Here is an 8,124-nt window from a genome sequence, read left to right as displayed (position 1 = left end):
TATTTTGTTCGTTTCGTCGCTGTAGCCTTCTTTGTTTTCGCTACGCTCAAATACAATTTGGGCTACGCAACTCAACTCACGCGCCATTCATCCCACGCTCCTAAGAGTGAGACGTGGGGCTTCTGTCGGTTAAGCTAAAAAAAGAAGAACATCATAGTTTAAGTCAAGTTTAGGAGTATTTATGCGTGCAGTTTTAATGGCAGGTGGTTCGGGAACGCGTTTGCGTCCTTTGACTTGCGATTTACCCAAACCGATGGTTCCGATTTTAAATCGTCCCATTGCTGAACATATCATCAATCTCCTGAAACGACACCAGATTTATGAAGTAATTGCTACATTACATTATTTACCAGATGTTCTCCGAGATTACTTCCAAGATGGCAGTGATTTTGGTGTACAAATGACCTATGCTATCGAAGAAGATCAACCATTAGGTACGGCAGGGTGCGTAAAAAATATTACTGAACTTTTAGATGAAACTTTTTTAGTCATTAGCGGTGATAGTATCACAGATTTTGATTTGAGCGCTGCTATTGAATTTCATCAACAAAAACAAGCAAAAGCTACTTTAATTTTAACCCGTGTGCCTAACCCCATTGAATTTGGTGTGGTAATTACGGACACAGAAGGACGCATTAACCGATTTTTAGAAAAGCCTTCCACTAGCGAAATCTTTTCGGATACCGTCAATACTGGAACTTATATCTTAGAACCTGAAGTTTTAGACTATTTACCAGAACATACTGAATGCGATTTTTCCAAAGATTTATTTCCCCTCTTACTAGCCAAAAACGAGCCGATTTACGGTTATGTTGCTGATGGTTACTGGTGTGATGTGGGTCATTTAGATGCCTATAGAGAAGCCCAGTATGATGCTTTACAAAGGAAAGTTAACTTAAAGGTGGCTTATCCAGAAATTGCTTCCGGTTTGTGGGTAGGACAAAATACTTATATTGATCCTACAGCTAAAATTGAAACACCAGCCGTAATTGGGAATAATTGCCGCATTGGTGCGAGGGTAAAAATTGAGGATGGAACAGTAATTGGTGATAATGTGACAATTGGGGCTGATGCCCATTTAAAAAGACCAATTATTTGGAATGGGGCAATTATTGGCGATGAATCTCAGTTGTCGGCTTGTGTAATCGGTCGCGGTACTCGTGTAGATAGACGCGCTCATGTATTAGAAGCGGCTGTGGTCGGTTCGCTGTCTACGGTGGGAGAAGAGGCGCAAATTAGCCCTGGGGTGAGGGTATGGCCAAGTAAAAAGATTGAGTCTGGTGCAGTTTTAAATATTAATCTGATTTGGGGAAATACTGCCCAACGGAATTTATTTGGACAGCGGGGAGTACAGGGATTAGCCAATATTGATATTACTCCAGAGTTTGCGGTGAAGTTAGGGGCTGCCTATGGTTCGACGTTGAAACCTGGTTCAATGGTGACTGTTTCCCGTGACCAACGCAATGTTTCCCGGATGGTAACACGGTCTTTAATTGCGGGTTTAATGTCTGTGGGTGTGGATGTTCAAAATCTCGACACTACGGCTATTCCTATCGCTAGGACGGTGATTCCTACTATGCAGGTAGTAGGGGGTATTCATGTCCGAGTTCACCCAGAACGCCGTGATTATATCTTGATTGAATTTATGGATTTGAAGGGCATTAATATCTCTAAAGCCCAAGAAAAGAAAATTGAGGGGGCGTATTTTAAGGAAGATATGCGTCGTTCCCAAAGTCATGAAATTGGTGATGTGGTATATTCTAGTCAATTGATGGATTGCTATGGCAAGGCTTTTGAAAAGTTATTAAATGTGGATACTCTGCGTAATAGTCGGGCAAAGGTGGTTATTGACTATGTTTACGCTGTGTCCGGGGCTATTTTGCCGCAAATGTTGGATAAGTTTGGGGCGGATGCGGTGGTGTTAAATGCTAGTTTAAATAAAACGGCAATTTCTAATGCTGATAGGGAATTACTATTGACTCAATTAGGTCATGTTGTGGAGGCGGTAAACGCTAATTTTGGCGTGCAGGTATCGGCTAATGGGGAACAGTTGATTTTAGTTGATGAATCGGGTTTTCCTATTCGGGGGGAAATGCTGACGGCGTTGATGGTTGATATGATGTTAACTGCTAATCCTAGAAGTTCGGTAGTTGTGCCGGTTCATGCTTCTAGTGCGGTGGAATTGGTTGCTCATCGTCATGATGGTAATGTAATTAGAACTAAGGCGAATCCTACGGCTTTAATGGAGGCTTGTCAGAAGAATCCCAATGTGGTTTTAGGTGGGAGTGGGGAAACTGGGTTTATTTTCCCGCAATTACATCCAGGGTTTGATTCGATGTTCTGTATTGCCAAGCTAATTGAAATGTTAACCATTCAAGAGCGATCGCTGGCAACCGTACGTTCGGAATTACCTCGTGTGATTAATAGAAACTACACAGTCCGCTGTCCTTGGACGGCTAAGGGGGCGTTAATGCGTTATTTGGTGGAAACTCACCCCGCTCAAAATTTGGAGTTAATTGACGGTGTGAAAATTCGTCAACCCTATGATGACAATTGGCTATTGGTTTTACCTGATGCCAGTGAACCTTTAGTCCATCTCTATGTTAACAGTAGCGATCGCGATTGGGTGGATGAAACTCTCAGAGATTACCGCGCCCGTGTTCAGTATTTTGTAGAACGGGAACAGGAAAATTACCGTTTGGATATGTAATTGTAGGGGCGGGGTTTCCCCGCCCTTTATTATGTGTTTTATCACGCAGAGGCGCAGAGGCGCAGAGAGGAGTTATTGATTTAAATACTCTTGAAACCATATTGTTTTTGACGATCTTCAAATCTATATTCACGATTATAGTTATCATCTGGATCATAACCAATATCGCCAACAAAGCAGAAGGAAACAGCTAAGTTAAAGGTTCTTTTTTCAAATACAAATTCTGCTTGTGGTGGCATTTTATGAAAGTCATTTTTAAACTTTTTCCACTCTCTTTGGTGATGTCTATCCATAAATACATCTAAATTTTGTAGGCGATTTAACCATTTATCTTTGTTGATTGTGACTGTATTTTCATCAGTTTCTTCAAATTCTAAATAAATCTCTTCTAATACTTTCCGCATTTCCTTGGGATATCTACCAGCTAAAGCCAGAAAGGCAATTAATGTTTGTTTGTATTCTTTTTTTGGTTCTTGCTTCCACGTTGTGTCATGAGGTGCTGGAGTCCAGATAGTTTTAATGATTTTGCAAATATTAATTAGTCGCTTTGCGGTTCTGGGCGTTAAATCAACGTGCTGACAGCATTCTGATATCCAACTAAACTCTTCTGTCGTAAATCTTTCAAAACTAACTAATGGATCTGTATTTGCAGAATGTTGAATTTTTCTATTATTCTCTTCTGAATTTAATTCTTTAATTCTTGGTTCAGAAATACTTTGAGTACGTGGATTTGTCAAAGCAGGATCTACTTCTTCTATTTGTTCTCCAACATTAACAGGTATTTCTTTTTTTGATTCCTCTTCAATATCTACCAAAGATTTTAAATACTTTTCTGTCCCTTTTTTGCTAATAGGCCGCATTCTGTAGGGAATTTGGATAATTTTCTCTAAATAATCAACACCAGAGGGAGTACCACCACGTTTTAAAACTCCTCTATAAACTTGTTCTAAAGCGCGACCGATATAACGATCATCTATTGCTAAGACAATGATGAAAATATTCGTATTTAACAATAACTGCACAGCTTCTAGAACTTGGACAACTTTATCAGGAGGACAACGATCTAAATCATCTATATATAAAACTATTCTTGCAATTCCTCTAGGGAAATGTGTTTTCAGAATTTTGAGTTTTTCAGGATTTGTTTTTCCTGGTTTATAGGTTAAATGGTCAGATAAATCTGCTAAATCATCTTGAATTTGGTGCATTAAACCCAAGAGTTTTTGATAAGAATTATCCTCTAATCGGTTATTGACAAAATCCAATAATGATTTATATTGAGCAGTTAAACCAATCCGCTGTTTTTGTCGTTCAATTTGGGATTGGAGATTTTCAATGTCTTTCTGGATTTCAGAATTATTGCTTTTAATTTTACCTTGAATTTTCTGATCCTTATCAGCAGCTAGTTTCTGTTTTTCCTGTTCTATACTTTCCTTCGCTACTTGGAATAATTTGCTGGTTTTGGCTTGAAAAACTTTTAATTTTTTCAGTATTTCAATTCCGAAACCTATAGCAGGAATTGCGGAAACTGTAGTTAACCATAATTTCAAAGCAGAAGTTATTTGTCCTATTGCTGGCAATATATCTGGCAATATATTTGGTAAAACATACACCATCACACAATAGGATATAAATGGTAAGGACATTGCCACTATAAATATAACTAACGTCCTTTTATCTTTTCTAATAAATTCAATTAATCCAACTATTTGACTAGGTTGTTCTTCTACAAAATTCTTAATTCTATTAGATTTTTTAATAATATTCTCTATTTTACCATCTTTAGTTTTAATCAAGTCCTCAATTTTTTCAATTAGATCAGATTCCTGCATTTTATCTAAATCTTTAAAAATCTCAAATTGACTTTCTAAGTCATTTTTATCTTTAAAGTCGTAGGTATTGAGAAAATCTTTAAGAATAGAATTACCAAAATCATCCTTACTCAGTTCTTTAAGTTGAGTTAAAAAGACAATGATTCTTGATTTATTTTCAAATTCTTGATTTGTTTCTTTCTCTATTTTCTCCTTTTCTTTCTGCGCTTGTGTCTCTAATTTTTGTAATTTATCTTCTGATTCCTTTAATTTTTCCTGTTCTTCCTTTCTAACTTCACTGAGAATCGTCCAAAGGGCATTATCATCCTTGAGGTTAGTAAATACATCTTGACCCAATTCTAATTTTAAAATTGCCTTTCTATCACTATCACTCATTTGATTGAGGACACGCCAAATATCACCACCCTCTAGCAATTTTTCTGGTTTGTCTGCTAACTGCTTTTCTAAAGTTAATTGTCGGTCAAGTTGCTCAAAAATAGTCTGCATTAAACTTGCCCACAAATCAGATTTAGCATAACTCCAAGCATTAAATTTGATTTGGTAAACATGACCAACATAAGGAGAAAGATTTGGTTCATCTCCCTTATCGCCCCAAGTCTGTTTTCCTGTTAATTGTTGACAGCGAATTTTGGTAATTTGCTTTTCTATCAGGTGCATTCCAAAGGATTTACCACTACCCCAACTGCCTAAAATTGCCACCGCTAAAGGAGGTTCAAGACTTCGCAACATTAAGACATCAGCTAAAGATTGCAGTTCTTTGGTGACATCTAGAGAGTCTTCACCATTTGCTTGGTCATTACTAAAAGCTTGGGAAACACGATAAATATTCAACTCTTGCCAACGCCAAACTTTGATACCATCTGTACTAGCACTGATAATGTAGTCTTCTTGGGGGTCAAAAGCAACAGAATAAATTGGGCTTTCGTGTTCTCCGATAATGATTTGTCGCTTGTGCTGAGGGTCAGAAATATCCCATAACCTCACCATGTTGTCACTACCGCCACTAATAATCATCCTCCCGTCGGGACTAAACGCTACCGATCTTACATCATCTGTATGATAAAAAGGGTCGCCGATAGCTTGTCCAGTTGCGACACTCCATAACCGTACTGTCTTGTCCCAACTACCACTAACAATCATGCTACCGTCGGGACTAAAGGCTACTGACCTGATGAAATTTTTATGAACCCAGGAAGGTCTATCTATAGCTTGTCCAGTTGTGACATCCCATAATCTCACCATGTTGTCCCTCCCGCCACTAACAAGCATACTTCCATCGTGATTAAAGGCTACTGACTTAACAAAATCTTTATGAACCCAGGAAGGTCTATCTATAGCTTGTCCAGTTGTGACATCCCACAACCGTACTCTCCTGTCATCACTGCCACTTACTACCTGTGTGCTGTTGTGATTAAAAGCTACTGTCTTGACAAAATCTCTATGAACCCATAAAGGTCTATCTATAGCTTGTCCAGTTGTGACATTCCACAACCGCACTGTCATATCAGAACTGCCACTTACTATTTGCGTACCGTCGTGATTAAAGGCTAATGACCAGATAGAACCTTTATGACCTTGACAACTTAACAACTTTGTCCCACTTAGTAAATTCCAAATCTCAATAGTGCCATCTTCTAAACCGACAGCAACGTGTTCCCGTCCCTGCGGTGATATCGCTACTGCAAATACCTGACTCTTGAATTCAGCCAAGTGTTTTTCCGGTTTTGGGGTTGCTGCTTCTAGATTGTGGGGTGCTTCCATGCCAGTCGTGTTACCAGTTAGTCTTGTGTTGTTGTTACTGGTTTATACTATATTGCTGTTTGGTTGTAAATAGTTTTATACGTTTGTTTACCTTTTATCTCCTGCGCCTAATTTCTGAATTATGGGTGCAGGGTCTGCGCCCCTACGGATTAGTGGAGTTTTGGAAAATGGCTTGGTTTTGAGACCAGTCTTTACCTACTTGAATAGTAATATCTGAACCAATATTACCTGTGCTTTCTACCCGCACTTCCCCAAATCCCAACAAACTACGAATTGATTCGGCGCTGTCTCCGTCTCCTTGTTGGGCGACAATGTGGGTTACGTCTAAGGGTTGTCCCCAGGGTTTAGAGATAAAGATATTCGTGTATCCAGCTTTCTCTAATGTTTTAATTAGGGGACGCAGTTGAGAACGCTCGCCGCGATCGCCTCCTGTACTATCCTGAATAGCTACACGCAAACGACCAGGCTGACTAAATGATGTTTCTGTCGTATTTGCTTCTAAGCCAAAATGCTGAGTCATTAATTTAGCAATATTCCGCCCATCTGGAACCCAGTAGCTGGCATCAAATTCGTGATTTTCGCTAAAGCGTCCAGGCAGCATTAACATTTGCATATTGGCGCGATTGATTTTTGAACCAAAACCAAGCAGTGCTATTAATTCTTCAACGGATAAGTTGGTATCAATATTTTCCCTAACCACATTGAGAATATCTGGTAATTTGGTGATGGTTGTCGGGTTAAGTGTCTGTTCGATTAAAGCCCGCAACACCATTTGCTGCCGCTGAATTCGCCCAATATCGCCCAGTTCATCATGGCGATAGCGGAGTAATTGCAACGCTTGTTCACCACTGAGATGTTGTTGACCCGCTTTTAAATTAATGTACAAATGCTGGGAATCATCCCGATATTTCATATCTTTGGGGACATAGATATTTACTCCTCCCAAAGCTTCAATGAGCTTACTAACACCCAATACATTAATCCGAACATAGCGATCAATCCCGACTCCACCCAAAAGATTACTAACGGTTTTCGCCGTTAATGCTGGACCACCATCTACATTAGCAGCATTAATTTTTTTCGTTCCATAGCCTTCAATTTGTGTACGGGTATCTCTAGGAACGGAAAGCATGACTACTTTTTGGGTGTCTGGATCAAACTTGATCAACAGCATCACATCCGCAAGACCGTCAAAAGAATTAATTTGGGGCAAATAACGCAGATTTTTACTTTCGGCTGGGGGATTTTGGACATCTGGAGGTAGTACACTCATGCCCATTAATAGGATATTAACAGGACGGGTTAGCTGGGAAAATTGTAACCCATTGCCAGAAATACTATCGCCATCAAATACGGCTTCTTCCTGGGGACTGAGTTGAGCTTGTTGCAAAGGCGTACTTTCCCAAGAAATAGCTAATAATGCCCCTGCAAGTCCTGATACTATGGCAATCCCCCCCATACCCACCGCAAACCATAGCCACCGTCCCGATTTTGACGGACGAGAATTTTTCCGTTGACCCTTATATTTAGCTTTTGCTGCTTTTTGTTGTGCTGCTGTTGTTTTTTGACTAGTCACAGACTTCCTCTCACCTACGATTTTCAATAAACTAAATTTGTCGAATACATCTAAAACAAATCAGACTATAATAGCCAACTCTTCATCAGTTCGCTATAAAAAACTGTTAAATATGGTAATCTTCAACTCAAATCCTTTTAATTACGGCAGGAGTCAGGAGGAAAGAAGAAGAAAGAAGAAAGAAGAAAGAAGAATATTATTCTCTTCGATTCCCTGCCCCCTGCCCCCTGCCCCCTGCCCCCTGC

General features: G+C 39.5%; 4 protein-coding genes. 2 read left to right on the top strand and 2 right to left on the bottom strand.

The features are described from left to right. Positions 1 to 181: 181 nt before the first annotated feature. Positions 182 to 2,710: a mannose-1-phosphate guanyltransferase gene (locus PN471_RS07230; RefSeq protein ID WP_271776265.1), complete on the top strand. Its 2,529-nt coding sequence runs from the start codon at positions 182 to 184 to the stop codon at positions 2,708 to 2,710. 80 nt (positions 2,711 to 2,790) lie between these two features. Here PN471_RS07230 and PN471_RS07225 read toward each other — a convergent pair whose 3' ends face one another. Together PN471_RS07225 and PN471_RS07220 are read right to left on the bottom strand one after the other, a co-directional pair. After that, complete coding sequence (locus PN471_RS07225; protein ID WP_271776264.1) at positions 2,791 to 6,303, bottom strand: P-loop NTPase fold protein; 3,513 nt, start codon at positions 6,301 to 6,303, stop codon at positions 2,791 to 2,793. A 142-nt stretch (positions 6,304 to 6,445) separates the two neighbouring features. Further along, positions 6,446 to 7,879, bottom strand: coding sequence for an LCP family protein (locus tag PN471_RS07220; RefSeq protein ID WP_193899393.1), 1,434 nt, complete (start codon positions 7,877 to 7,879; stop codon positions 6,446 to 6,448). A gap of 37 nt (positions 7,880 to 7,916) precedes the next feature. Between PN471_RS07220 and PN471_RS07215 the strand changes: the two genes are divergently transcribed. After that, positions 7,917 to 8,124 (top strand): hypothetical protein (locus tag PN471_RS07215; protein ID WP_271776263.1); only part of this gene is annotated, 208 nt, incomplete at its 3' end.

The sequence above is a fragment of the Aphanizomenon sp. CS-733/32 genome (assembly GCF_028330045.1).
In the GTDB taxonomy this organism is placed as follows: Bacteria; Cyanobacteriota; Cyanobacteriia; order Cyanobacteriales; family Nostocaceae; genus Dolichospermum; species Dolichospermum gracile.
This window is presented reverse-complemented; position numbering and strand designations above follow the sequence as displayed.